Below are 23,767 nucleotides of genomic sequence, written 5' to 3' on the forward strand. Positions count from 1 at the left end.
ACTGGCCTCGCCCCCACCGTGCCGCATGCTGTGAGATGAAACGGAGCACCCGTACGACACGACCGCGACCGACGACGGCGAAGGGCAGACGTGGCACGATCCCAGGAGATGCGCAGAATCGCACAGACGGTCGCCGGAGGGGCGAATCCTCGGGCCATGGCCGAGGAGGAGTTGCGCCGGCGCGTCGGGAGGGGCCCGGAACCCCCCGGCGAGGGCGGGGGCGGCGGGGACGACACCTCCCGGCAGGGCGCCCCTTCCCAACAGGACGGCATGGACCCCGCCGACTTCCCCGCGGCACGGGAGCAGGGCGGCTCCATCGCCACCGTCATGACGCAGCGGGCCGTTCCGCTGGTGGAGGCCGGGGAGGCGCTCAACCGCAGCGAGCAGCGGCGCGAGGGCGGCGAGTCGGTGCACGTCATCTGCCCGATGGTGCTCCCGCGCGGGCGCTCCCTGCTGAGCATGCTCCCGGTGCTCACGCTGCTCGTGGTGGGCGTGGTGGGCTCCTCGGTGGTGTCCGCCATCGGCGGCGGCGCGCTGACCAACCCCTTCTTCGGCCTCCACTACTGGGTGCTGGCGGTGCTGGCCGTGGCCTTCGTCTGGTGGCGGCAGGGCATGGTGATGGTGCCGGACGGCTGCCAGGCGTTGATCACCCGCTTCGGGAAGCTGGAGCAGGTGGTCGGCCCCGGTCGGGTGATCCTGCTGAACCCGTGGAAGCGGGTGTCGTACATCCTCAACACCACCCGCGAGTACCCGTTCAACGCGCCGGTGCGCGAGGCCCCCACCCGCAGCGGGGTGAAGGCCTCGATCGACCTGTTCATCCAGTTCCGGATCAACGACCCGGTGGAGTTCGTCTACACCCTCGGCGCGGTCCGCGGCTTCGAGGAGAAGCTGAGCAACGCGGTCAGCGAGACCATCCGCAGCCTGATCTACGAGCAGGAGGCCGCCGGCATCTACGACATGGTCGGCGAGGACACCGGCCGGCTCCTGGAACAGCTCAACCAGCAGTTCCAGCCGGCGGTGGAGCTGACCAACGCCAACATCACGCACGCCGAGCCCGCCGACCGCAACTACCGCATGGACCTGGCCGCCCCGGAGATGGTGCGGGTCGCCAAGGAGGCCTACACCCACGAGTACGCGCTCCAGCTCCGTAAGGAGCAGGACGAGGGCGACCTCACCAAGGAGCTGGCCACCCTCCAGGAGACGTTCTCCGCGATCCAGGCGGAGATCGCCCAGTACCAGGCCCAGATGGACACCGCCGTCGAGCGGGAGACCAACCGGGCCCAGGCGCTGGCCCGGCAGCGCTACGTGCAGGCCGAGTCGGAGGCGAAGGCCAACGCCGCGCTGCTGGAGGCACAGGCCCTGGACATCCGCGCGGTGACCGCCGCCGAGGCCCCGGAGATCCTGGAGTACCGCTACCGGCAGCAGATGCTCGACACCCTGGAGCAGGTGGCGGACCACCTGCCGCAGCTGGTGCGGGTCGGCGGCGCGGAGGAGTCCGACGGCACGGCCGGGGTCGACTTCCTCCGGCTGGCCCGGGAGATGATCGGCGAGCACGGCGCGGAGCTGTTCACGGAGGCCGACATGGCCGCCGTCCGCGCCCGGCTGCAGGCGGTCTCCGACCGCATCGACCAGCGCCAGGAGGAGATCCGCGCCCTGCTGGAGGAGGACCGGCCGACCGTGCCGGCCGGGAACACCGCGGGTTCCGGAAGCGTGGCGGCCGCGGAGCCCGGAGCACCCGACGACACCGGAACACCCGGAGCGCCCGGAGCGCCCGACGACACCGAGGAGGCCGCGCAGTGAGCGCCGTGTCCACCGCACGCAGGTCGGTCATCTCCGAGGCGGTGGCCCCCTGGAACGAGATCGCCCAACTGCTGCGCGGCGGCGAGGCGGGGACCCTGGTCCCGGTCATCATCCCCCGCCACCGCCGCCGGCTGTGGTGGCTGCTGCCGCTGTGGCTGGGGGCGTTCGCGCTGCTGACCGGCGTCCTGCTGAGCGCGGGCGACTCCGACGGGCCGGCCGGCGCCGCCCGTGGCTCCCTGGCCGCGCTCTCCTACGTCCTGGGCGTCCTCGCCCTGCTGGTCGGGGCGCTGTGGTGGTGGCGCTCCTCGATCGTGGAGATCGAGCAGGGCACCAACGGGGTCCTGACCCGCTACGGCGCGGTCACCCGCACCCTGGACCCCGGCCGCCACTACCTGTGGCACCCGTGGTCGCGGGTGGAGTTCGTCGTGGACACCGCCACCGAGATCCCCTACTCGGCCCCGGTGATGGCCTGCCCCACCCAGGAGAACGTGCCGCTGCGGTCGATCGAGTTCTTCCTGAAGTTCCGCATCACCGACGCGGTGCTGTTCGTGCGGACCATCGGCGCGGGCAACTTCGACCTGGTGCTCTCCAGCGCGGTGCAGGACGCCATCCGGCAGCGGGCGCGCAAGATGCGGACCGAACGGGCCTACGACCTGCGAGGCTCGGACGTGGCCGACATGCAGGAGCTGCTCAACCGCCAGCTGTCCCGCTACGGGGTGCGCATCACCGGCTGCAACATCCCGGACGTGCAGCTCCCGGCCCAGTACCAGCAGCACCTGGCCACCCGGGAGCGGGTCGCCAAGGAGCGCGCCGCGTACGACCAGGAGTGGGGCCTGACCCGCAAGCGCCGCATCGACAGCCTCCAGATGGACATCGAGCGGGCGAAGAAGGTGCGCGACGCGCGCATCGTCGAGGTGAAGGCCGCCCTGAACAGGGCGCGTGAGGAGGTGGCCCAGCTCCTGGAGGAGCAGGAGACCAACGCGCAGCGGGTGCGGTTCGAGATCGAGACCCGCGGGCGCAGCGGTCTGATCGCCGCCGAGAACGAGGCCCGCGCCCAGCGCCGGCTGGCCCAGGCGTACCGCGACAACCGGGCGGTCCTCCAGTACGAACTCGCCCGCCGTCGCCTGGAGGTCGGCGCGACCCTGGCCGGCAGCGCGCCCCGGCCGGTCGTGGTGCGCACCGACGGCGCCGGGGGCGGCGACACCTCGGCGCTGTCCACGCTCCTGACGGCCCAGCTGCTGCCGCGCCTCACCGCTCTCCCGCCCGTGGACCCGGCACCGCGGTCCGCCGACGCGGCGGACGGCGAGCGCTGAGCCCCGCCCGTCCGCCCGGTTCCCCCGACCGGGTGGACGGGCGTCCTCCCGGGCCGCGGGAGGCCCTCGCCCCCGCGGCGGGCGGCGCCGGCGGCGGTCCCGGCCTCCGCCGGGGTCACATGAAGTTGCGGGTGTGGAGGGCGGAGAGCTCGGCGGCCTCGTCGGCGGGGAAGCCGAGGTGGACCAGGCGGCGCTGCCGCCCCTCGTCCATCTCGGCCTGGAGTCCCATGACCGCGTCGTGGCCGCGGGCGATCGCCTCCGGCGTCCACTCGCCGGCGGCCAGGACGACGAGGGAGTCGAAGACGTCCTGGTTGAGGCCGGCGGTGTCGGTGAGGGCGTCGTGGCGGCGCTCGACGGCGGCGCGGAGCCTGCCGCGCAGGGCGGGGTCGACCGTGCCCCGGTGGTGGAGGTGGGCCACTCCGAAGGCGACGTGCCGGGCCTCGTCCCGACGGGCCAGGGCGGTGATCCGGCGGGTGACCGGGTCCGGGGCGTGGCGCTCCAGGAAGGCCAGCAGGCTCAGGAAGCTGCCCTCGCCCAGCACGGAGAGGAGGAAGGAGGCCAGGGAGAAGTCCGGTTCGGTCAGCAGGGTGTTCAGCGACTCCCGCCCCCCGGCCGACGAGGTGCCCATCTCGCCGCCCCGCAGCAGGGCGCGGCGGGTGAAGACCTCCATGTGCCGGGCCTCGTCGGCGGCCTGGACGGCCAGCAGTTGGAGGACCTCCCGGAAGTGCGGATGGATGCGGGCCAGCAGCCGGGCGGGGACGACGAGGGCGGCCTGCTCGTTCTCCACCAGGTACGTCATCACCTGGACGACGGCCCGCTCCACCTCGTCGGGGAGGCCGAAGGGAGCGTCCCAGTCGACCGCCCGGCCCGGGTCCCACTGCTCGGCCGCCGCGCGGGCGTAGAGGTGGGGCGCCACGTCCGCCCAGACGTGGTCGCGGTCGATCAGGTCGAAGGGACCGGCCGGTCCGCCGCCCTCGACCAGGGCGCCGCGCGCCGCCAGGCCCCAGGCCGGCGAGGGGCGCGCGGCGAGGCCGCCCGAGCCGGGGCCGCCGGCCCGTTCGGCGCCCGCCCAGCGGTCGAGGTCACCGCGGCCGCGTTCCACCCGGGCGCGGACTCCGTCGGCCCGGTGCTCGTCGGGTTCCGGGGCGCGCATCCGGTGGCCCTGTGCGCGGCACCAGGCGCGGAGGTGGACCGGCAGCGCGGGGTCGTCCCCGGCCACCGCCAGCTCCTCGCCGGGACGCAGGTCGCGCAGCGCGCGCCGGAGCAGGAGGTGGGCGCCCCGCTCGAAGCCGAGGGCGCCCAGGCGGAGCACCGGGGGCGTGGGCCCGGTGTCGGACGCGGTCACGGCGCGTACTCCTCGGCGGTGACCCGCCCGGCCGCGTCGTAGAAGCCCGCCCCGTCGACGGCCTCCTCCAGTTGCGCGTACCCGGCGGTGCGTCCGGGCCGCCAGGCGGTGAGCCCCTCCAGGTCCAGCAGCGGGCGCACCTCGGGGTCCGCGTAGGACATGGACAGCAGCAGCCCGGCGAACTCCTCGACGAGGTCGGCGGGCGCGGTGTCGACGACCGTCATGACGCAGTGGTCGTACGGCTCCGTCTGCGCCAGCACCCGTGTCCCGCCCGGCGGCAGCGTCCCCTCCCGGCCGAACAGCAGGTGGTTGGCGTCCACCAGGCAGGCGGCGTCCGCCTCGCCCGCCAGCAGGGCGCGCACCGCCTCCCGTTCCCCTCCGACGTGGTCGCCGTGGAGCCCGGTGCCGATGTCGAACCGGCGGACCGTGAAGTCCTCCCCGGGCCGCAGGCCCGCCCGGCGCAGCAGGGCGAGCGGCAGCAGGGTGGCCTGCGGGGAGTCGACGGCGCCGACGGCCACCGTGCGTTCCTTGAGGTCGGCGAGCGTGGTGACGGGCGCGTCGTGACGGGCGAGGACGACGGAGGTCAGGTCCCGGTCGGTGTCGCGCATCACCAGGGGGCGGACCTCCCGGCCACGGGTCCGTGCCAGCCGCCGGGCGCGGACCCAGGCCAGCGGGGAGTTCCAGGCGGCGTGCAGCCGGCCCGCCAGCAGGTCCTCGACCTGGCGCTCGTAGTGCGAGTACAGCAGGAAGTCGAAGGGCAGGCCCTGGGAGCGCAGCCAGGCGCGGAAGCCCTCCCAGATGGTGACGACCTTGGGGTCGTAGGCGACGGCGCCCATCAGCAGTGTCATCGGTCAGGCCCTTCCGTCGGATCCGTCCGGGGCGTCGAAGAGCGGGAGTCCGAGGCTCGCCCGGCCGGTGAAGTCGTGGAGCGCCTCGGTCGTCGGGGCCATGACCCGGGCCGCGAGCGAGTCGCGGAAGTGGCGTTCGACGCCCAGGTCGCGGCGGAAGGCGGAGCCGCCGCAGAGCTTCATCACACCGTCGGTCACCTCGGCGGCGGCCTCGGCGGCGACCGCCTTGACCTGGAGGACCCGCAGCGTGGCGTCCTCGCGGTCGGTCTCCAGGGCGGTGAGGGTGTCGGTGACGAAGGCGCGCACGCCGTCGGCGCGGACGCGCAGTTCGGCGTACCGGCCGCGGCGGGAGGGGTCGTCGGCCAGGGTGCGTCCCAGGTGGGCCAGGCGGGTGCCGGTCAGGTGTTCCCGGGCGGCGGTCAGGACGGCTTCCATGGTGCCCAGTGAGGCGGCCGCGTTGAGCACGAGGAAGGCCGGCAGGGCCGTCGCCAGGGCGATGTCCATGCCGGCGCCGTCGTCCCCCAGCATCGCCGCGCGCGGCAGGCGTGCCTGGCGGGCGGTCACGGGGCTGGAGGAGTTGCCGCGCAGTCCGAGTCCGTCGAATCCGCCGGCGACGCTCAGCCCGTCGGTGTCGGCGGGCACCAGCCACAGCGTCATCGGCCCGTCGGCGTCGAGCGGCCGGCTGGACCAGACGTAGCTGTCGGCCTCGCCGGCGGAGGTGACCCAGCTCTTGTCGGCGTCCAGCAGGACCCCGCCCGTGCCGTCCCGGTCGTCGGGTCGCGCGGTGCCCAGCGGCGCCCAGAAGTGGCTGCGGGAACCCGCCTCGGAGAGCGCCAGGGTGGTCAGGTGGGTACCGGCCGCGATGGCCCGGCGCACCTCGGTGGGGCCGTGTGCCTCGATCAGGGTGGTGGCCGCGTAGTGCATCAGCGTGACCATGGCGGTCGAGCCGCAGCTCGCGGCGAGCCGCTCCACCACGTGGGCGGCGGCGCGCAGTCCCTGGCCGGCGCCGCCCACCTCGGGGGCGGCGAGCAGGCCGAGCAGCCCGGCCTCGGCGAGCGCCTCGACGCTCGCGCGGGGGAACCGGCCCTGCCGGTCGACCTCGGGTGCCTCGCGGGAGACGGTGCGTTCGACGACCGAGCGCACCGTCGCCGCGACGTCGGGGGTTTGGGAACCGCGGGGCGGGTGACCCGCCATCAGGACGCCCTCGTGCTCGGATGACTGGGTGCTCACGGCCCGGACCGCCTCTCATGGAAGATCAACCGGGACAAAGCGTAGGAGGATCGGTCATTTCCGGCAACCATCCCTCGACGACGGCCCGGTGGCGCGGGGCGGCGGGTGTTCCCCGCGGTGTCAGACGGTGCTTCCGGCGCTCCCCGTGCCGCGCGCCCGGGCGTACTCGTCGGCGGTCAGGGTCGGGGCGGCGGGGGCCGGTCCGGTCGGGCCGAGCAGGGTGGCCAGCAGGGCCTTCGGGCCCACCATGCGGGTCATCGGCCCGGAGAGGCTGAACGCCTCCAGGAACGCCTCGGCCGCCGTGGGCCTGGAGGCGGCGGTCCGCACCAGCCGGTCCACGTAGCGCACCAGCAGCCGGTCCACGGCCGAGGGACGAGGGCCGACCACGTCGGGGAACTGGACGTCCTGACCGACGGCCGTCATCCAGGCGCCGTTCACCGGCCGGGCGACGGCCCGCTGGGCGCGCCGCGCCGTCCCCGGGCGCAGGCCGTGGCGTCCGACGATCCGTCCGATGGCCACCGCCCCCTGCGCCAGCACCGACATGCCCTGCCCGTAGACGGGGTTGTACGCGGCCACCGCGTCGCCGAGGACGACGAACCCGTCGGGCCAGACCCGGAGCCGCTCGAAGTAGCGACGGCGGTTGGCGGTGCTGTGGGAGCCGTGGATCGGGGTCAGCGGTTCGGCGCCGTCGATCAGCTCGGCGACGACGGGACTGCGCAGGTTCCGCGCGAACTCGACGAACTCCCCCTCCTCGGTGGGCGGTTCGCCACCGCGGGTGCCGGAGATCGTCACCAGCCAGCGGTCGCCCTCGATGGGCAGCAACACCGCTCCCCGCCCCGGCTCGCCGTCCCGGGGGTCGGCCTGGATGGTGATGACGGGGAAGTCCTCGCCGGCGGTCGCCGGGGCTCGGAAGATCCGGGTGGCGTAGGCGAGTCCGGAGTCGACGGTCTCCTCGCGGACCGGCGGCAGGCCCAGCCCGGTCAGCCAGCGGTCGGCCCGGGAGGCGCGGCCACTGGCGTCGACGACGAGGTCGGCTTCCAGCACAAAGGTTTCTCCGGTCCGCTCGTCCCGGACCCGCACTCCCGTGATCCGCTCCGCGGTGCCCACCGGTCCGACGGCCCGCACCCCTTCGCGGAGTTCCACCCCGGGCACCCGCAGGACGCGCCGACGCACCGTGAAGTCCAGCAGGTCGCGGCTGCACGCGACCATGAACTGGCTCCCGGACCACCGCGGCAGCCACCCGTGCGCGGTCAGCAACACCAGCCCGTCGGGCAGTTCGACGCGCCGCGCCCCGGCCGCCAGCAGCGCCTCGGTCGTCCCGGGCAGCAGCTCCTCCACGGCCCGGGCGCCCCCCGACCACAGGAGGTGGGAGTGGCGGGCCTGCGGCACGCCCCTGCGGGGTCCGGGCCCCTCGGGCATGACGTCGCGTTCGACGATCGTGACCGTGTCCAGGTGCCGGGCGAGGGCCGCGGCGGCCAGGGTTCCGGCCAGACCGCCACCGAGCACCACGGCGTGTTGCGTCGGGCGCACCGATCCTCCTTCACTGCGTCCCCGGGCGGGGACCCGCGTCGACCCATCAGTCTCTCGCGGGGCGCGGGGAGTCGGGCGGCCGGGCCGCCCGGTCGAGGCCCTCCCCGCCGACGGCGGCATCGCCGTCGCGACGTTCGTGAGAGGCCCCGGGAGCCCCGTCGGCCTCGGCGGCACGGGGAACGTCGGCGCGGGCGACCGCCGCGGCCACCAGCGGCGAGGAGGCGAAGGCCCGGGAGACGCCGACGAGCCAGGCCAGCTCGCCGATGCCGTCGGTGCCGCCGCGCGGGCCCCCGTACGGAGCGTCGGCCGTCTCCTGGGGGAACCTGATGTCGGCGGCCTTGGCGGCGATGGCGGCCCTCAGCCGGGCGGCGTCGACGACCGCGTGGAGTTCGACGCCCTCCAGCCCGGCCTCCCGCGCCAGCCGCTCGGCGGCCTTGGCGACCTCGGGGTCGGTGTGGGAGCGCAGGGCGAGGCGGCCGTCGTTGATCTCGGCCAGCCGCCGCGTCAACCGCAGCTCGAAGTCCCACCAGGGCACGGGGGTCGACGGGACGATGGCCGGAGTGGCCCGCCGCAGCGCGTCCCACAACGGGTACAGGGCACGGTAGGCGCGCCGGCGCCCGGCCAGGTCGCCCAGCTGCGAGAGGTGGTCGCCCAGGACGGGCAGCGCGTAGCCGACGGCACTGACCACCAGGCCCACCATGGCCAGCGCCGGGGCGAGCGCGGAGTCCAGCTCGCTCCAGTCGACGCCGACCCACCGGGCCACCACGGCCACCAGCTTGGCGACGGAGAAGCCGAGCGCGCCCAGTGACCCCAGGGCGATCAGCCGCAGCCCGCGCCGCAGCCAGGGGCGCCCGGCCACCTTCGCCCAGCCCCAACAGGTGTGCACCAGCGCCGCCATGGCGACGAACAGCGCCAGCAGATACAGCACGACGAACTGGGCGATGTAGGGGGTGGTGGCGTAGTGGGTGTCGAAGTCCGCCAGCCGCTCGTCCGGCGCCTCGCCGACCGTGAACAGCGCGATCAACGCCACGACGACCGCCGCGTAGCCCAGCGTCCAGCGGCGCGCGACCGCCTTGGCCTCCTCGGCGGGCTGCCGCCAGTAGGCCAGCAACACGTGGCACGAGGCGCCGAGGGCGACGAGCAGGCAGTACACCAGGGGAGCCGAGAAGTTGGGTACGCCGGTGAGGTCGTTGACGCGGTCGATGACGGCGGGGGCGCCGAAGAGGACGCAGGCGGAGGCGAGGAAGAGGGTGGAGCAGATCGCCCGACGCATGGGGTTGCGCGGGGCGCGCCGCAGATCGCGCAGCTTGACCGCGAACGCCACCCAGCCGACCGCGGAGCAGAGGGCCTGGATCGCGCTCTGGTCGCTCACGGGTGTCTCACCGCGTCTTTCCTCGGGGGTCGGGTCCGTTGCCGAAGGAGTCCTCCAGCCGGTGGACGACCGCGGCGGCGGAGTCGGGCACCTCCCAGGTGCGTTCGGGCAGCCAGCGACTGACCTTGGCCAGCAGCATGGACGCGAAGAAGTCGGCCTCCTGCTCGGCCATGGCGTCGCAGTGGCTGCGTCGGGCGACGATGCGGGCGACGGTTCCGGCGTCGAGGGAGGGCAGGACGAGTCCGGGGGCGTCCTCGTCCGCGTCGGTGGCGGCGTGCTCCGCCTCCATGTGCCAGAACTCGTGGCAGGTGATGAGCAGCTGGTGCCAGGGGCTGGTGCGCTCCTCGCACAGGATGTAGTGGGCGGAGTCGGTGGCCACCCACAGTCCGCTGACGGTGTCGGGCGGGAAGGGCACGAGACGGTGGTGGACGTCCTTCCCCAGACGCTGCCGCATCCTGCCGCACAGCGCGGCGATGACCCGGTCCGGCTCGGCGGGGACCGGGAGTTCCAGGTCCCGCACCAGTGCCGCGCAACTACGGCGCATCGCCTTCAGGTCCATCGCATCAGCGCTCCACCGGTCGGTCGTCCGGCGGTAAGTCCCCCGGCGACGGGCCGCCCTGCGGCCGGGTACGGGACCTGGGCTCGCTCTCCAGGACGTGCTCGACGATCCTCGTCACGGCGGCGAGTCCTTCGGGGGACAGCTCCAGCGCGCGCAGCGCGAGCTTCCTGACGCCCAGGTTGTGGGCGACCTTGGCCAGTTCGAGCTCCGCGTCGGTCTGGGCGGCGGTCCGCTCGTCCAGGAAGTAGGAGGCCGGGACGCCGAAGAAGCGGGCCAGGGCGCCCAGCAACTCGGTCGAGGGGTTGCGCTTGGTGCCCTTGCGCAGGGCCGACAGGTAGGCGCCGCCCACCCGGATGCCCGGCTCCGCCCGCTTGATGGCGGTGGCGACCTCCTCGTTGGTGTACCGGCGGCCCTTGGGACCCTCCGGACGGATGGTGTCGAAGAGCCGGTCGAGATTCTCGGCCAGCGTCCGACGCCCACCGGGATCGGACACCGTATCCACCTCCACCTCGTCCGCCACGCCTGAACGGCCGGAATGCGTCACCGCATCATAACGCGCGGCACATGCCCGGGAGTTGACAGTGGGCCTGTTCGCAAGCCTAAACTCACTCATCGCATGCACTCAACTACTGGTTGAGTAGGGCAACGAGTAAGTCAACCGCAGGTTCACCGCCACCATCCGCACACCGGACCGACCGGAGGAGAAGGGGATCGATGAGTACTGCGCGAAGGACAGCCGAGGAGCACCTCTCGTCCCCCTCGTGCTGCCCGGAGGGCGGCCACCGACCCCCGACCGATGACCTCACCGGGTTGCTGGTGAGGAGGGCCTGGGAGATCAGGGCCTCCCAGGCCCTCGACCTCGCCCACCGGCGGCGCGAGCCCCTCGCGCTGCTGCTGGGCGATCTCGACCGCTTCAAGAGCGTCAACGACGCCTACGGTCACCTCGCCGGCGACGCCGTACTGCGCGGCGTCGCCGAGGTGCTGCGGCGTGTCGAGGGCGCGCTGTGCGGGCGTTACGGGGGCCACGCGGGCGACGAGTTCCTGGTGCTGCTGCCCGGGGCGGGCGTCGCGGCGGCGACGGAGACGGCCCGGCTGCTGCTGCGGGACGTGCGGGAGATGACCGTGACGGCCCCGGTCGATCGCGACACGACCGTGACCCTCACCGGACAGTCCGTCTCGCTCGGCCTCTGCGTCCGGCACCCGGGCGACCCGGCCCCCGGTGGGCTGTCGGACCTGCTGCTGGACTCCGACGTGGCGCTGCGCCAGGCCAAGCGCGCCGGGGGCGACCGGGTCCACCTGGCCGGCACCCCCGGCCCCGCGGTGACCGACGGGGGGCTCCCGGTCGTTCCCCGCCCCCCGCGCCGCGCCCGCCCCGGGGCACCGGGCGCCGACCGGCCGAGCTGGGTGCCGTACGGCGGGATGCACCGCGCGGTGCCCGCCGGCACCTGGTGGGACGCCGTCCGGATGCCGGGGCCGACCGGGCGCCGGGTGCTGGAGGCCCTGCTGCGGCAGGGCGGACGGCCCCCCGGGCCGGTCATAGCCGACCCCAGGGGCGGAGGGGACGACCTCGACGCGCGCACCGGGGCGGGGGCGAGGACGTGGCCGGAGGACCGGTCGCGGGTGTACTTCCTGATCCCGCCCCGGGCCGCCGACCACCGGGGGCTGCCGGGCGCCCACGTTCTGGGACGCGGCTCCTACGTCGTCGTGCCCGACGCGGCCTGCGTCCGGCCGCCGGGACTGCACTGGCTCGTGCCGCCGTCCCCCGGTCGCCGCCTGACCGGCGTCCGGGCGCTGCGGGAGGCGATGGCGGCCGTGCTGGGAGGCCGCGCCGAGGGGGGTGACGGGCCGCCCGGCGGCCCCCTCGGTACGTCCGGGCGCCACGGGAGCCGGTCGCACCGGACACCCGAGGACTCCGCCCCGACTTCCTGCGCCTCCTAGCCGCGGGGAGCCGGGGGGCCGGCTGCGGGCGACCGCCCGTCCCTCCCCCTCAACGGCCACACCCGCACTGTAGGGGGCGTCTCCCTTCGCCGTCCCCCCGTTCGCGCCGCTCCTTCGCACGCCGTCTCCCCCGTCGCCCGTCCCCACCGGTCCCGCCCGACGCCGATCACCCGGGGGCGACCGCGGGCCGGCCCGCCCGGAACGCCGCCTTGACCTCCTCCCAGCGCCGCGCCCGCTCCCCGGTCAGCCGGCCGCGCAGCTCGTCGAGCTTGAGCAGGTTGGCCTCCGCGCCGGTGGTCAGGGTGCGGGCCTCCGCCGTGTAGTGGTCGTCGATCAGCGCCTCCACCTCCTCGTCCGTCATCACCGGCACCAGGCGCGCGGCCAGCTTCGCCGTGTCGCGGTAGGAGCCCTGGAGGAGGAACGGCGGCTCGGTGCGGGCGTCGTCGTCCCGGGAGGCGGAGTCGATATAGGCGGCGTTGACCGCCAGCACCGTGCGCCGCACCCTCAGCAGCCCGCGCAGCACGCCCAGCACCTGCTCCAGCTCCGCCGGGGCGTAGGGGTGGACGAGCCGGTCGGCGCGGGCCGCTCCGTCCCCGGCGCCGTCGCGCGCCATCCGCACCAGCAGTTCGACGTCCGAGCGTTCGCGCGAGGCCAGGGGCGCCAGCACCGGGTTGGCGGTGAGGGCGTTCTCGACGTGGCTGAGCGCGAACAGCTCCGCGCGCCCGGCCGGCACGTCGCCCAGGTTCCACACGTCCGCCCGGTTGGCCAGCATGTCCGGGACGCGGAAACGGGCGCCGGACTCGGTGAAGGGGTTGCCCGTCATGCAGATCGCGAACCGCCTGCCGCGCAGGTCGTACGTGGCCGGGCGGCCGTCGGAGAACCGCACGCCGTCCAGGCGGCGCTGGGCGTCGCACAGCGGGATGAAGCGCTGGAGCAGTTCCGGCGAGGTGTGTTGGACGTCGTCGAGGTGGAGCAGGACGTCGTCGCCCGTCTCCAGCGCGAAGTTGATCTTCTCCACCTCGCGCCGCGCTCCGGCGTCCGGCGCCGCCGCCGGGTCCAGGGACGTGGTGCGGTGTCCCAGCGCCGGTCCATCGACGCGGACGAAGGTCAGACCGATGCGGGAGGCGACGTACTCCATCAGCGTCGTCTTGCCGTACCCGGGCGGCGACAGCAGCATCAGCAGGCCCTGGCTGTCGGTGCGGCGGTCCCGGCCCGCCGCGCCGAGCTGCTTGGCGAGGTTGTCGCCCACCAGCGGCAGGTACACCTCGTCGACGAGGCGGTTGCGGACGAACGTGGGCAGCACGCGGGGGACGTACGCCTCCAGCCGCAGCCGCCTCCGCTCGGTCTCCAGCAGCTCGGCGCGGCGCCGGGTGTACGCGCGGTGGGCCGGGACGCGGACGGCCCGGAACTCCGCGGTGCGCTCCAGGAACTCGTCCAGGCGCAGCGGCAGGACGCCGCCGGTGATCCTCGGGTGGGTGCCCAACAGTCCGGTGACGGTGGCCGTCAGCGGTGCGTCGGCGTCCCGTCCCGGCGCCGCGTCCGCGCACAGCAGGGCGGCGACGGCCTCGGGCAGGTCGGGGTTGTCGGCGCCGCCGGGGACGGGGCCGCCGGCCCCTTGGGCGGACGCCGCCCAGGAGCCCAGCCAGGCCGCCGCGAGCTCGTGGCGGGCGGCCAGGTGCCCGGGGTCGTCCGGCGATCCGCCGCCGAGCGCCCGCAGGTCCTCGTCGAACTCCCGGACGGCGGCGGAGGACGGGCCGCCGAGCGCGCCGCGGAAGCCGTCGAGCAGGGCGCGGGCGCCGGGCCCGGTGACGAAGCGGCCCCGGCTCTCGGCCAGTTCCTCGGTCAGGTACGCGCCCACCGGCTCCGGGCGGGAGGGCACCGGCAGGCCGGCCTCCGACAGGAAGCGGGTCGCGGCCCGCCCCAGCTCGGCGGCGAGGGAGTCCACCGCCTCGCGCGCCCCGAACACGTCCCGGGCCCTGACCAGGGAGCGGGCACGGGCGATCCACCGGGCTCGGTCTCCGGTCCCCTCGGCGCCGCCGGCCACGCCGTACGCCCAGAACAGCCGGGCCGCCGCCCGGGTGCCGGGGGTGAAGCGCAACAGTCCCGCCCCGGCGCGCAACCGCAGCACGGCGGCGAGGATCGCGGCGGCGTCGTGGTCGTGGACGCCCCGGTCGTACCCCTCGTCGTACGCCTCCTGCGCCACCCGGCGGACCACCGGCAGCAGGGCCTCCGTCGTTGCCTCCGCCCCCGCCCCCGCCCCCTCGGCGTCGGCCGGCCGGACGGCGGTGCCGGTGCCGCGGAGCGCCTCGTCGAGCACGCGGGCCGCCAGGTACTCCGCGCGGTAGACCTCCGGGGATTCCGAGGGCAGCGGCTGGTCCCGGAACTCGCGGACGCCGGCGAGGTCGGCGTCGCGGACGGGGGCGCGGTAGCCGGTGCCGGACACGGCGAACGCCGGCCCGCCGCCGTCGGGTCCGTCGGGGACGAGGGTCACCTCCAACGGCCGGGTGGTGACGGCGAACCGGTGGCGGCCCAGCCGTACGGTGCCGCCCGCGCCCGGGATGCCGTCGTAGAGGTCGGCGCGGTCGCGCAGGGCGCGGCCCGCCTCCTGCCGGGCCGCCTTCAGACGCCCCGCCAGTTCCTCGGCGCGCGCGGTGTCGCCGAGGGCGCGCAGTTCGTCGGCGGTGGTGCGGACGCGGGCGACCAGCGGGTCGGCGGCGAAGTAGGCGGCCACTTCCTCCTGGGTGTTCAGGGAGGCGCAGCGGCGCGCGATGGTCTCCAGCACGCGCGCCGCGGAGCGCGCCAGACGCTCGGCGCGCCGGTTCCGCTCGTCCGACCGGGCCTGTCGCCTGCCGGCGAAGGCCTCGCGGATCTCCTCGCGCCGCTCGGCGAGGCGGTCCAGGAAGTCGTCGTGGGCGCCGAAGCGCGACTCGAGGTCCTCCAGGCGCACCAGCAGCCGCCCCAGCTGCTCGTCGCACTCCTCGGGCGTGCCCGCGGCGGCCAGCGCCGCGGTGACCTCCTGGCCCAGCAGCGCCGTCTCGGCCGCGAACTCGGCCCGCCCCTCGGCCTCCAGCAACTCCCGGCGCCGGCCCTCCACCCGGGCGCGGGCGCGGTTGACGGCGGCCGTGGCCTCGCCGATCCGCTCCAGCACGGCGGTGCGCACGGTGGTGTCGGACGCCTCCAGGGAGGCGACCACCTCGGTGACACCGGCGAGGTCGTCGGCGCGCGCGGAGATCTCCTCGGCCGGCGGCACGGTCTCGGCGGCGGTGCCGGCGGCCGCGGCACGGTCGGCCACCTCCGTGACGGCGGTGGTGACGTCGTCCAGCGCACCGGGACGGGCGAGGTGCGCCAGCGCGCGGCGACCGGTGGCGCGCAACGCCTCCCCCAACTCCGCGGCGACGGCGTCGATCCGGTCGGTGTCGGCGTGGCGGGTCTCGCGCAGGGACTCCACCGACCCCAGGGCGCGGCGCAGTCCGGCCAGCGACTCCACCCAGCCGGCCGCCCCGCGGGGGTTCTCGCCCCGCACCCGGCGCACCAGGGCGGTCGCCTCCGCCGCGGCCCGTTCCACGGCCTCCGCGGCCCGCGCGCGCATCTCGGCGACCCGCTCGTACTCGGCGACGGCCTGCTCGGCGGTCTCGCGCAGCGTCCGCAACGGCGCGTCGAGACCCTCCAGTTCGCGGGCCAGGGCGGGCGAGGAGAGCCAGTGGTGCCGGTCGACGGTCCGCGCGCAGGCGGCGGCGACCGCCTCCAGGGCGGCGACCGTGGCCCCCGCGTCCCCGACCGCGCCGTCGGTCAGCCGCACCACGGACAGGCAGTCGGCCACGGCGCGCACCACCTCGGCGTTGCCGACCCGGTTCAGCGGTCCGTCCTCGACCGGCCGCTCGGCCGCGAGCGCGGCGGCGTGGTCGTCGGAGAGGTACGGGGTGCTCCAGACCTGGACGGGGTGGGTGCGCGGCGCGTCCTGCCCGGCGGCCTCGGCGCCGTCCGCCCCCGCCTCCGGCCCGCGCAGCACCACGAGGGTGCCGTCGTCGAGGAGGGCGTGGCCCAGGGCGGGCACGGGTGCGGCCGGCTCCTTGCGGATCAGGTTGTACGGCAGCAGCAGGGTCCGGCCGCGGGCGGGGGCGTGGAAGACGTGGAGCACGTCCTCGCCGCCCGGTGACCACACCGCGGCCTCGTACTCCATCCCCTCGGTGTCGACGTCGAAGGTGCGGGCCGCGGAACCGGTCGGGGCGTCGGCCAGGTAGCAGCCGCCGGGGAAGACGACGCCCTGGTCGTCGGGGAGGCGGCGGCACGCCCGCCCGATGCCGTCCAGCCGCAGCACCTCGCCGGTGCGGGTGTTGAAGACCAGGTGACGGTGGACGGTCTCGTTGTAGGGCAGGACGCGCAGCAGGACCAGGGGGCCGACGCGGGCGTGGGCGATCTCGGCGTCGGCCAGGGACTGCAGGGGGTCGTCGACGGGTTCGCTGTGGACGCCCTCGGCGGTCTCGGTGTCGTCGACGGTCTTGACGGTCAGGGAGCCGCCGACGGTGGAGACGTACAGCTCTCCCCCGGCGACCGCGACGTGCGGGTGGCGTCCGGTGACGTGGTCCTCGCGGCCGGCCGTGGTCCACTCGATCTCGTGGGCGAAGCGGGCGGAGGCGGTCGCGCGGCCGGGGTGGTCGAGGTGGTCGCGCTCGCCCTCGGCGTCGAGGTAGGCGACGGTGCCGTCGGGCTCGACACGCCAGCGCAGCACGCGGATGTCGGCGACCCGCTCGCCGGTGCGGAAGACGGCCAGCAGCAGCGGCCCGGTGCGGCGCAGGCGCAGCAGGCGGGCCTGCCGGTAGTAGCGGTACAGCTCCTCCACGTCGCGGTGGAGGCGGGGGTCGTCGAGGAGGCCGGGGACGGCGCCGGGGTCGGCGGCCCGGAAGGAGGGCGCGCCGGTCCCGCCCGTGGCGGTGTCCGACACGGGGCGGTGGAGGGTGAACACGTCGTCGACACCGGTCGCCCGGCCGTGTCCGACGGGCGGGTTCGCGCCCAGCAGCAGCATCCCGCCCACCTGGACGAGGTCGCACGGCACCCGGGGCTGCCCGGTGTCCAGTCGCGCGACGCCCGCCAGTTCGAACCCGGCGCCGCCGAAGGCCGCCGTGCGGCGGTCGTCGAGGGCCCGCGCGCGGGCCGCGAGGTCCGCGGCGGCGGCCGTCATGCGGCCGCGCAGCACCTCGTAGGTGCCCGCGTCCGGTCGCTCCGGCGGGGCGTCGGGCGCGCCGGATCCGCCGTCCTGCACCGCCCGGACCTCCGTGACCTGGGTCTCCACGCTGCTCAACTCCTGTTCCTCCACCGGTCCCCGGAGCGGGCGCGAACGCGCCGGACGTGCCGGGTCGCTCGGGCGTGCCGGGTCCTTGTGACGTACTCGGTCCATCGGGTGCGCGGGGCGCGTTCGGACGCCCGGGGCCGCCGGACCGGCCGGTGCCGCGCGGCCCCTCTCCCCGCGACACCGGACGGCTGCCGGACGGCCGTCAGGCGGCCGCTCCGTTGGCGGCCGGCACCGAGGCCGCGGCACCACCGGTCAGGGCCGACAGGGGCAGGTCCGCCACCCCGGAGCCGCGGACCGCGTCCAGCAGGGAGGAGAGCTTCGGCGCGTCCGGTCCCCCCGCGGCGACGAGCTTCGTCAGCAGGCCGGCCAGCGTCAGGTCGCGCAGTCCGTCGGCACCGAGCCCGGAGAGCATTCCGGCGAGGTCGCCGGTGAAGGTGGAGTTCTCCGCGTCGAGCCAGGGGCCCGCCATGGCCCGGACGGTCTCGCTGCGGTTCACGAAGCCGTCGATGCTCTTCCCGGCCGCGATGGAGTTCACCAGCCGGTCGAAGAAGACGGACTCGCCGCCGACGATGTCGATGTTGGCGTTCTCCAGGCCGGTGGCGATCAGGGTCGCCTGGGCCTCGGCGATCCGCCGCTGGACGTCGATGCCGGCGACGCGGATCTCCTTCTCCGCCTCCAGCCGCAGCCGGTACTCCTCGTGCTCCCGGCTCGCCTCGTCCAGCCGGGCCATGGCACCGGCCTTCTCGGTGAGCCCCTCGGCCTCCGCCTTGAGCTTCTCGCGCAGCCCGTCGGCCTGGGCCAGGGCGAGCTCCCGCTCGGCCTCCGCCTCGGCGTGGCGGGTCTTGGCGATGGCGTCGGCCATGCGCTCCTTGACCTCGGCGTCGGCGAGTCCGGCCGCGGCGGCCTCGGCCTTCCTCCCCTCGGCGAGCCGGACGGCGGCCGCCGCGTCCAACTCGGCGGCCTTGCGCCGCGCCTCGGCCATCGTCAGTTCCTCGGCGGCCCGGTGCTCGGCGGCCTGCTCGGCCGCCTCGGCCGCCTTGATGTCCTTGACCAGCCGCTCCTGGGCCTGGGCCTCGGCGGCGATGATCAGGGCCTGGCGCTCGCGCTCGGCCTCCTCGACGGTGCGCAGCTTCTTGATCTCCTCCTCCTGCTGCGCGACGGTCTTCTCCACCGCGATCCGCTCGCGGACGACGTCGGCGATGTCCCGCTTCTCGGCCTCGACCTCCTTGTCGGCGGCGATCCGGCGCAGTTGGGTCTCGCGCTCGCGGGCGATGACCTCCAGCAGGCGGTCCTTCTCGATGCGCTCGTTCTCGATCGCCACGACCCGGTCGCGGTTGAGCTTGGCGACGGCGATCTCGCGCTCGCGGTTCTCGTTCTGGATGCCGAGGGCCTCCTCGGTCTTGATGTGCGCGGTGTGGGCGCGCAGCCGCTCCTCGGCCTGGACGCGGGCGGTCTCCGCCTCCTCGCGGGCGCGCACGGTCTCGATCTCGCGCTGCTGGCGGATCTCGGCGTCGGCCTGGCGGCGCTCCAGTTCGAGGACGGCCTCGCGGGCGTCGACGTTCTGGCGGGTGATCTCCTTCTCCTCGCTGCGCCGGAACTCGTTGGTGCGCACGTGCTCGGCGGCCGTCAGCTCGGTGATCTTCCGGATGCCCTGGGCGTCGAGGATGTTGTCGCTGTCCAGCTGGGCCAGCGGGGTCTGCTCCAGGTAGTCGATCGCCGCGTCCTCCAGGCTGTAGCCGTTGAGGTCGGTGCCGATGACGGCGATGATCCGGTCGCGGAACTCGTCGCGCTTGGTGTAGAGGTCGGCGAAGTCCAACTGCTTGCCGACGGTCTTGAGCGCCTCGGAGAACTTGGCGTTGAACAGCTCCTGGAGGGTGCCCCGGTCACTGGCCCGGTCGGTGCCGATGGCCTGGGCGACCTTGATGACGTCCTCGACGGTCTTGTTGACGCGGACGAAGAACGAGATGCGGATGTCGGCGCGGATGTTGTCCCGGCAGATCAGTCCCTCGCTGCCGGTGCGGGCGATCTCGATGGTCTTCACCGAGATGTCCATGACCTCGGCGCGGTGGAGGACGGGCAGGACGACGGTGCCGGTGAAGGTCACGTCGACCTTGCGCATCTTGGAGACGATCAGCGCCTTGCCCTGTTCGACCTTGCGGAACAGGCGGCTGACCACGATCAGGAGGGCGACTCCCATGAGCAGGAGCACGGCGACGAGCACGCCGAAGCCCGTGGAGATGGCGTCCATGGCGATGGATCCCTTGTGAGGTCGTGTGCGGGGAGGCCGGTGAGGGCGGGTGCGCTCAGTGCGGCGACGCGCCCGGGTCCCGGTTCCGCGCGGGGTCGGTGGTGGGGTCGGCCGTGGGGTCGAGAACCGGATCGCAGGGCATGATCCGGAAGGAGCCGTCCTCGGGGTCGTAGTCGTAGACCAGGGCGGTGCTCCCGGCGGTGAGCCCGACGGCGTCCGCGTCCAGGGCGCGGACCTGGACCAGCGCGGAGGAACCGTCGTCCGCGGTGATCTCGGCCTGTCCGAAGCGGTGGCCGACGTGCCCGGTGCGGACGGTGCAGACCCGGCCGACGAGGTCCCGGTGGTTGATGCCGGTCTCGCGTCGGGAGAGCCGACGCAGCGGGAGGACCAGCAGCCGGGTGGCCGCCCAGGCGACGAGCAGCGCGGCCGGCAGGACCAGCAGACGCGGCAGGGTCCCCCCGAGGGTTCCCGATACGACGGCCGTACCGCTCAGTGATGCGAACCAGGCAATGGAGAGGAAGATGGTGAGGGAGATGGGGACGGGCGCGCCACCGAGTCCGACGGCGGCGAGCGCCCCTGCGAACCCGGTACCGGGCGCCGCGGCGTCGATGCCCTCACCCCCGTCCAGGGCATCGACGCCTACGCCCCCCACCAGCACCGCCAACCAGTAGAAGAGGACGACGAGCAGGCCGAAACCGAAGAGGACGGCCGGAAAGTCCATGGCCACACGCATGAACTCGCTCATCGTCCCCACCCCCGTGTCCGTTGCGGTGTGCTCGTATGGTGGCACTCCACCGTCTCTCGATCATTGCCAGGATCAGGCAATCTTTACGGCGCGTTTATATCCGGCTGCAGGCGGAACCGAACACGCCGATCCGCTCCGGTCACTACTCTCGTTCGAACTGACGGACGATCGATTCCCGGGAGAAGCATGGATCTCTCCGCGTTCAACAGGCAGGTGATCGAGGAGTTCCGGACGTGCGGCGGCCGGGGCACGGTCGGAGGGCGGCTCGACGCGGGACGGCTGCTGCTGCTCACCCACACCGGCGCCCGGAGCGGAGCGCGTCGCACCACCCCCGTGATGTTCCTGCGCCTGGACGGCCGACTGTGCGTGGTCGCCTCCAACGACGGGGCGCCCCGGCATCCGGACTGGTTCCACAACATCACGGCCCACCCGGCCGTGACCGTGGAGCTCGGCGGCGAGACCTTCCCCGCCACCGCCGTCGTCCCCGCCGGCCCCGAACGGGACGCGCTGTTCGAGGAGGCGGTGCGGCAGCAGCCGTTCTTCGCCGAGCACCGGGAGCGGGCGGGACGCCACGGCCGGACGATCCCCGTCGTCGAACTCCGCCGCGCGGACGCCTGACCGCGCGGCGCTCCCGGACCGGGGGCGCCGCCGGGCGTCAGAGGGGTCGTTCCGGCCAGCCCAGCAGCCGGGCGCCCATCGCGGCGGTCTCCAGGGTGTAGCGCTGGAGACCGTCGCCGGGGTCGTATCCGGTCAGGGTGCGGATGCGGGCCAGACGGTACGACAGGGTCCGCACGCTCACTCCCAGCCGACGGGCGGCCTCGGCGTTCACATAGCCCGCCGCCGCGCACTCCGAGAGGGTGTCCACCAACGGCCCGGCACCGCCGCGGGCCTGGGTGAGCGGGCCCAACACGGTCTTCACCAGATCGGCCATCGCCGCGCGGTCGCGCATCAGCACGGGGAAGACCAGCATCTCGGCGGCGTTCAACCGGGCGGCGGGCAGCTCCAGCCGGTCGGCCAGGTCCAGGGCGCCGAGCGCCTCCTCGTAGGAGCGCACCACACCGCTCGGGCCGCTGTGGTCGCGTCCGAGCACGACACGACGGGCGGAGGTGTAACCGGGCCCGGGGTTCTCGGCCAGCTTCGCGAACGCCTCCAGGACGGAGCGTTCGGTACTGGGGGCGATGCACACCAGCCGGCCGTCCTTGGTGGCGAGCAGCACGTCGCGCTCGCCGAAGCGTCCCACCAGCTCCCGCTCGACGCGGCGGACGGCGGGGTGCACGTCGTCGTACCGCTCGGTGCCCTCCGCGACCGCGACGGCGTGCGCCCGGGCCAGGCGCAACCCGAAGCGCTGGGCCCGCTCGGCGAGCCGGCCGAGGTCGCTGCGGCCGTAGAGCAGGTCGTCGACGAACTCCCGCCGTTCGGCCTCCGCCTGCCGCACCGCGAGTCGCTGGGCCCGCTCGTGCCCCTCGCCGAGCGCGGCGACGGACGCCTCCAGGGCGGCCAGCAACGCGTCCCCGGTGCGGGCCCGCTCGACGGCGGTGGCCGATCGGGCGATGCCGGGCAGGGCGCCCCACAGCCGTCGGGTCGCGCCCAGGTAGAGGCCGACCAGTTCGCGCAGCCCGTGCCCCTCCTCGGCGGCCCGCTCCCCCAACTCGCGCAGGGCGTCCAGCTCGGGACGGCGCGGCAGCCGTCCGGTCTCGGAGACCTCGGCGAGCAGCTCGGGGTAGTCGCCGAGAAAGGAATCCGGGATCTCGCCGCGCCTCATCCCCGTGCCGCCCCCACTTCCGACCTCCGACTTCCGGGCCGGGGGCCCGACCCGCTCCGCCCGGCTCGTGTCACCGGCTCAGCGTAAGCCGGCCGCGCGGTGGCACGTTCGGCCGCGTCCGTCACGGCCTCCCCGCTCACGCGCGGGCGCGGGGCCGGAGTGTGACGGTCGCCACTCGTGGCGCCGGAGGCCGTGCACCCCGGAGATCGTGAACAACGGCGTGGACCGGGCGAATCGGGGCACCACCTGACGGTACGCACACGGCCGCGCACGGACCCGCTCTTGCGTGGAAACGATCCCGTGTGGGTACGGTGGTATGACAATCAAGATCACGAGTGGTGTGCCGGGAAGTCTGGTCGGCAACGTTATCGACGTACCCGAAACCGACCCGGAGGACCCACTCCATGTCCCAGGCTCCCAAAGAGCGCACCTCCCTGTTCGGACTGCCGTCGTTCCAGGAGCGCCGCTTCCTGCTGGACGCGCTGCGCACCGAGACGGTCGGCGGCATGCTGCTGCTGGCGGCGGCGGTGGTGGCGCTGACATGGGCGAACTCCCCCTGGGGAGACGTGTACGAGTCCGTGCGCGACTTCCACTTCGGGATCCCCTCCCTCCACCTGGACCTCTCGGTGGGGCACTGGGCGTCGGACGGCATCCTGACGATCTTCTTCTTCGTCGCCGGCATCGAACTCAAGCGTGAACTGCTGGTCGGCGAACTGCGCCGGCCGGCCGCTGCGGCGCTGCCGGTGGTGGCGGCGATCTGCGGCATGGTGGTGCCCGCCCTGTTCTACGTCGCCGTCAACGCGGCGGGCGGCGGACAGATGGACGGCTGGGCCGTGCCCATGGCCACCGACATCGCCTTCGCGCTCGGTGTGCTGGCCGTGATCGGCACCAACCTGCCCTCGGGCATCCGGGCCTTCCTGCTCACCCTGGCGATCGTCGACGACCTCGGCGCGATCATCGTCATCGCCCTCTTCTTCACCTCCACCCTCAACCTGCCCGCCCTGGCCGGGGCCGTGGCGGGACTGGCGCTGTTCGGCTTCCTCCACCACAAGCTGCACGTGCGGGGTTGGTACGTGTACGTGCCGCTCGGCCTCGTCATCTGGGCGCTGATGCACGCCAGCGGGGTGCACGCCACCATCGCCGGCGTGGCGATGGGCATGCTGCTGCGGGTGAAGCCGCACCGGGGCAGCGCCGGTTGGGCCGACGAGAAGGAGTCCCCGGCCGAGCGGATCGAGCACAAGGTGCGTCCGCTGTCGGCGGGCTTCGCGGTGCCGGTGTTCGCGCTCTTCGCGGCGGGTGTCGGCGTCTCCGGCGACGCGTTGGCCGAGACCTTCCGGCAGCCCGAGGCGCTGGGCGTGATCCTCGGTCTGTTCCTGGGGAAGATCGCGGGTGTCCTCGGGGGCACCTACCTGGCCGCCCGCTTCACCCGCGCCCAGCTCAACGAGGACCTGGAGTGGGCCGACGTCGCGGGTGTCTCGATGCTCGCCGGCATCGGCTTCACCGTCTCGCTGTTGGTGGGCGAGCTGGCCTTCGAGGACCCCGTGATCTCCGAGCACGTCAAGGCCGCCGTGCTGATCGGCTCGTTGGCCTCGGCCCTCTTCGCCTGCGTCTTCCTGCGGATCCGCAACACCAAGTACAAGCGGCTGTGGGAGGAGGAGAACCGGGACGAGGACCACGACAACGTCCCGGACATCTACCAGCGACTGGCGCGGACCGACCAGGACGCGCCCACCGCGACCGACCGCGACGGCTGACACACCCGACCCGCCCCGGGGGGCGGGACCGGC

16 protein-coding genes are annotated in these 23,767 nt (G+C 74.5%); 5 read left to right on the top strand and 11 right to left on the bottom strand.

Annotated elements, in window-relative coordinates:
* The first annotated feature begins 108 nt into the window (after positions 1 to 108).
* A complete protein-coding gene (locus F0L17_RS08230; protein ID WP_155070547.1) occupies positions 109 to 1,800 on the top strand; it encodes an SPFH domain-containing protein in 1,692 nt (563 codons plus the stop codon).
* Positions 1,797 to 3,113: an SPFH domain-containing protein gene (locus F0L17_RS08235; protein ID WP_162465960.1), complete on the top strand. Its 1,317-nt coding sequence runs from the start codon at positions 1,797 to 1,799 to the stop codon at positions 3,111 to 3,113. The genes F0L17_RS08230 and F0L17_RS08235 overlap by 4 nt, the downstream gene beginning before the upstream one ends.
* A 115-nt stretch (positions 3,114 to 3,228) precedes the next feature.
* Here the strand turns inward: F0L17_RS08235 and F0L17_RS08240 are convergent, their stop codons facing one another.
* The 7 genes from F0L17_RS08240 to F0L17_RS08270 all read right to left on the bottom strand — a co-directional run bounded on the left by F0L17_RS08240 (position 3,229) and on the right by F0L17_RS08270 (position 10,490).
* A complete protein-coding gene (locus tag F0L17_RS08240; RefSeq protein WP_338018006.1) occupies positions 3,229 to 4,458 on the bottom strand; it encodes a ferritin-like domain-containing protein in 1,230 nt (409 codons plus the stop codon).
* Positions 4,455 to 5,306 (bottom strand): phosphate/phosphite/phosphonate ABC transporter substrate-binding protein, encoded by an 852-nt coding sequence (locus tag F0L17_RS08245; protein WP_155070548.1) that lies wholly within the window; start codon positions 5,304 to 5,306, stop codon positions 4,455 to 4,457. The genes F0L17_RS08240 and F0L17_RS08245 overlap by 4 nt, the downstream gene beginning before the upstream one ends.
* A 3-nt stretch (positions 5,307 to 5,309) precedes the next feature.
* Complete coding sequence (locus F0L17_RS08250; RefSeq protein ID WP_338018007.1) at positions 5,310 to 6,536, bottom strand: acyl-CoA dehydrogenase family protein; 1,227 nt, start codon at positions 6,534 to 6,536, stop codon at positions 5,310 to 5,312.
* A gap of 120 nt (positions 6,537 to 6,656) precedes the next feature.
* Complete coding sequence (locus F0L17_RS08255; RefSeq protein WP_338018008.1) at positions 6,657 to 8,066, bottom strand: NAD(P)/FAD-dependent oxidoreductase; 1,410 nt, start codon at positions 8,064 to 8,066, stop codon at positions 6,657 to 6,659.
* Between the two features lie 46 nt (positions 8,067 to 8,112).
* Positions 8,113 to 9,438, bottom strand: coding sequence for an MAB_1171c family putative transporter (locus tag F0L17_RS08260; RefSeq protein WP_155070550.1), 1,326 nt, complete (start codon positions 9,436 to 9,438; stop codon positions 8,113 to 8,115).
* A gap of 7 nt (positions 9,439 to 9,445) precedes the next feature.
* A complete protein-coding gene (locus F0L17_RS08265; RefSeq protein WP_155070551.1) occupies positions 9,446 to 9,997 on the bottom strand; it encodes a hypothetical protein in 552 nt (183 codons plus the stop codon).
* Between the two features lie 4 nt (positions 9,998 to 10,001).
* Entirely contained in the window at positions 10,002 to 10,490 is a 489-nt protein-coding gene (locus F0L17_RS08270) for a helix-turn-helix domain-containing protein (protein ID WP_202917852.1), read from the bottom strand.
* Between the two features lie 221 nt (positions 10,491 to 10,711).
* Here F0L17_RS08270 and F0L17_RS08275 point away from each other — a divergent pair, with 221 nt between their 5' ends.
* On the top strand, positions 10,712 to 11,935 hold the full coding sequence (locus F0L17_RS08275) for a GGDEF domain-containing protein (RefSeq protein ID WP_155070552.1): 1,224 nt from the start codon (positions 10,712 to 10,714) through the stop codon (positions 11,933 to 11,935).
* 166 nt (positions 11,936 to 12,101) lie between these two features.
* Here the strand turns inward: F0L17_RS08275 and F0L17_RS08280 are convergent, their stop codons facing one another.
* The 3 genes from F0L17_RS08280 to F0L17_RS08290 form a co-directional block, all read right to left on the bottom strand.
* A complete protein-coding gene (locus F0L17_RS08280) occupies positions 12,102 to 17,234 on the bottom strand; it encodes a DNA repair ATPase (protein ID WP_420802398.1) in 5,133 nt (1,710 codons plus the stop codon).
* Between the two features lie 193 nt (positions 17,235 to 17,427).
* The gene (locus F0L17_RS08285; protein WP_155070553.1) at positions 17,428 to 19,473 is read right to left on the bottom strand and encodes an SPFH domain-containing protein; all 2,046 of its coding nucleotides are present in this window, start codon (positions 19,471 to 19,473) and stop codon (positions 17,428 to 17,430) included.
* A 55-nt stretch (positions 19,474 to 19,528) separates the two neighbouring features.
* The gene (locus tag F0L17_RS08290; RefSeq protein WP_155070554.1) at positions 19,529 to 20,218 is read right to left on the bottom strand and encodes an OB-fold-containig protein; all 690 of its coding nucleotides are present in this window, start codon (positions 20,216 to 20,218) and stop codon (positions 19,529 to 19,531) included.
* Between the two features lie 186 nt (positions 20,219 to 20,404).
* Here F0L17_RS08290 and F0L17_RS08295 point away from each other — a divergent pair, with 186 nt between their 5' ends.
* Positions 20,405 to 20,836, top strand: a complete 432-nt coding sequence (locus tag F0L17_RS08295) for a nitroreductase/quinone reductase family protein (RefSeq protein ID WP_155070555.1) — start codon at positions 20,405 to 20,407, stop codon at positions 20,834 to 20,836.
* Between the two features lie 37 nt (positions 20,837 to 20,873).
* Here the strand turns inward: F0L17_RS08295 and F0L17_RS08300 are convergent, their stop codons facing one another.
* Positions 20,874 to 21,980, bottom strand: a complete 1,107-nt coding sequence (locus F0L17_RS08300) for a PucR family transcriptional regulator (protein WP_155070556.1) — start codon at positions 21,978 to 21,980, stop codon at positions 20,874 to 20,876.
* A gap of 404 nt (positions 21,981 to 22,384) precedes the next feature.
* On the opposite strand from F0L17_RS08300, the gene nhaA reads away from it, so the two are divergent.
* Positions 22,385 to 23,734, top strand: coding sequence for a Na+/H+ antiporter NhaA (gene nhaA / locus F0L17_RS08305; protein WP_155070557.1), 1,350 nt, complete (start codon positions 22,385 to 22,387; stop codon positions 23,732 to 23,734).
* Positions 23,735 to 23,767 lie beyond the last annotated feature (33 nt).

The organism is Streptomyces taklimakanensis (assembly GCF_009709575.1).
GTDB classification, from domain to species: domain Bacteria; phylum Actinomycetota; class Actinomycetes; order Streptomycetales; family Streptomycetaceae; genus Streptomyces; species Streptomyces taklimakanensis.